A 2,204-nucleotide genomic window follows, 5' to 3' on the forward strand; every position below is an offset into this window, starting at 1 on the left:
TGCGAAGGGCGGAAGTACAGGTAAAGTCTGTGATGAGCAGATATTTTTTTTAGTGGTACATGCGCCGACTAGCTATCGGGGTCTTCTTGTTTGGTTAATAACGGAAGTTGCTGACTGGGTGAGAAACCGTACAGGGGAGTAGTCTTGTTTGACGTTAAGTAGATTGCCATTGTGCTAGCACGCTTAATAGCAAGGTGAAATGCACCAACACGAAGAAAGGGTATCGGTCCCCACACAGCGCACATCCGAAGGGGAGAAGATTGCGGGTTTATTATAGTTTGTATGGTCAGCTGCTGGATAAAGCACGGCTGTACAAAGGATTCAAAAAGGTGTTCAAAGCGAAAGGCGCGGCCGGAACAGATGGGCAGAGCCTGAGCGAGTTCGCCTCGAATTTGGATAATAATCTTGAGCAATTACGCCTCGAACTCGACACCAAACGCTATACCCCTCAACCGGTCAGACGGGTGGAAATCCCGAAAGACGGGGGAGGAGTACGGTTACTGGGTATCCCATCAGTACGGGACAGAGTCGTTCAACAAAGTTTGCTTTTGTGGACGGATTTGAAAGCGCAAATTTGCGGATTGAGCAAACAGTAATCATAGAGCAATTTTGCGCTTTGCCTTTGACAGCCACCAGCAGAGCCTGTGCGTTGTCTTCGTGTCTGGTTAAGGCAACCCGTAGAGAGTGGCTTGAAGATGGTCTTAGCGATCTTCCTGTGGCGAGGAGAAGATATCCTACGGGGGGCAACAGGCTTCATCATTGTCGATTTGGGTGTTTAGATTTTTGCAGTGAAAGCTTTCTCCACAAGCTTTTTGTAAAAGAGGCTAAGCCATAAATTCTTGTTATTGATTTTTTTTTGCACTACTGTAGTATGCGCGGCCTCGAAAAAACCAATATGAATGTTATTTCGTAACTATACTTAATTGGTGAGGATAAAGGAGTTTTTATGGCTAGAATCAGAAAAAATAAGCACTCCAGAGCTCATATGGATAGTATTCTTGAAGTTTTGGAAGGACTGTCATTAAGCGATGAATACTATGCCAGAGCTCGCGTAGTCAAAAAGAAGACTGCGAAGAAGTCACTTAATGAGCGTTTTAGAGATGCTTTCTTGAAGGCTCATGCAGAGAAAATAGAAGCTTAGGCGGTATATTCACTTAATCAGGGACGTCAGTGAGTTGGAAGTTGAACAATAATAAGAAATGGGTTTATGAGTGTCTTGTTGAAAGTGAGACAGACCCAGTTGGTCTTATCGCGTATGCATTCTACAAGAAGTCAAAACACGATTTAGCTTCCAAACTCAGGAATGAAAAGTTAGATGAGCCTGAAATCGAAAAGAAGGTAAAAGCTCACCACGACACCGTACTGCAAAGTACCGACCTTCTCGAAAGTTTCAACTTAAAAGCAGAACTTTTCTTAAAAGAAGTGTATCAACGAATAGAAAGTAAAGTTGAGGATGAGCTTCAAAAAGAACATAAAAAGAAAGTTGATGAGTTAGAGAAAGAAAAAAAGAATGCGTATGACAAGGCGACTCAAGCTCTCAAAAGTGCTGCGAAAAAGCATAATGAGCCGCATTGGTGTCTTCGTTCTTTAGGGTGGTTATGGAATGGTTTCGCAGGTATTTTTGCTGCATTAATTATGACATTCTTGCTAGGTGGCGTTATTTACAGCTTGTCACCTGAGGCAAAGAAGGCTGAGTCTAAACAAGAAGTCGTTACTGAAATTCTTAATTATATATTTAAGTGAATTAGTGTGATTACCAAGGGATACTGACGGTATAAGTACCAAGCGATTTTGACGTAATCACACTATCAATGTTGCCGAGCTTCGGCAAGCTTTGCCAGCCGTAACGCAGTGGTATTCATGTTTTCCCTCAGCCAGATATTACGAACGCCGCTAGCGTGTATGTCGACGTTTCTTTCAGATTTGAGCAGCCGTGACACCTTGGATTGACCCAGGTGTGGGTTAGCCAGGGAGAATTCGATGACCACTTCCTCAATAGCTCTGTCAGTACGGTTTTTGTGATGAAGATCCGGCGTTTCCTGACGTTTTAACGATTCGGTTCCACCTTGTTTTATCAGTTTACGATGACGGTAAATCGTATCGCGGGAGACGCCACTAAGTCGGGATGCCTCTGCCACATTTCCAAGCCTGTCAGCCAATGCTAATACCTCAAGCTTCTTCTGGATCTCATTGTCTTCCGAGGA

The 2,204-nt window shown here is 43.6% G+C and carries 3 protein-coding genes and 1 pseudogene; 3 read left to right on the forward strand and 1 reads right to left on the reverse strand.

Features of this window, described 5'->3' with window-relative positions:
- Window positions 1-260 precede the first annotated feature (260 nt).
- The 3 genes and pseudogenes from BFC18_RS15175 to BFC18_RS15185 all read left to right on the forward strand — a co-directional run.
- Window positions 261-545: pseudogene (locus BFC18_RS15175) on the forward strand (group II intron reverse transcriptase/maturase); the annotation flags it as partial.
- A gap of 401 nt (window positions 546-946) precedes the next feature.
- Window positions 947-1,141, forward strand: a complete 195-nt coding sequence (locus BFC18_RS15180; protein ID WP_070126406.1) for a hypothetical protein — start codon at window positions 947-949, stop codon at window positions 1,139-1,141.
- A 29-nt stretch (window positions 1,142-1,170) separates the two neighbouring features.
- Complete coding sequence (locus BFC18_RS15185) at window positions 1,171-1,743, forward strand: hypothetical protein (RefSeq protein ID WP_070126407.1); 573 nt, start codon at window positions 1,171-1,173, stop codon at window positions 1,741-1,743.
- Window positions 1,744-1,808: 65 nt separating this feature from the next.
- Here the strand turns inward: BFC18_RS15185 and BFC18_RS15190 are convergent.
- The coding region (locus BFC18_RS15190; protein WP_139138930.1) for a helix-turn-helix domain-containing protein at window positions 1,809-2,204 on the reverse strand (396 nt) is incomplete at its 5' end.

It is taken from the genome of Alteromonas confluentis, from assembly GCF_001757105.1.
GTDB lineage: Bacteria > Pseudomonadota > Gammaproteobacteria > Enterobacterales > Alteromonadaceae > Alteromonas > Alteromonas confluentis.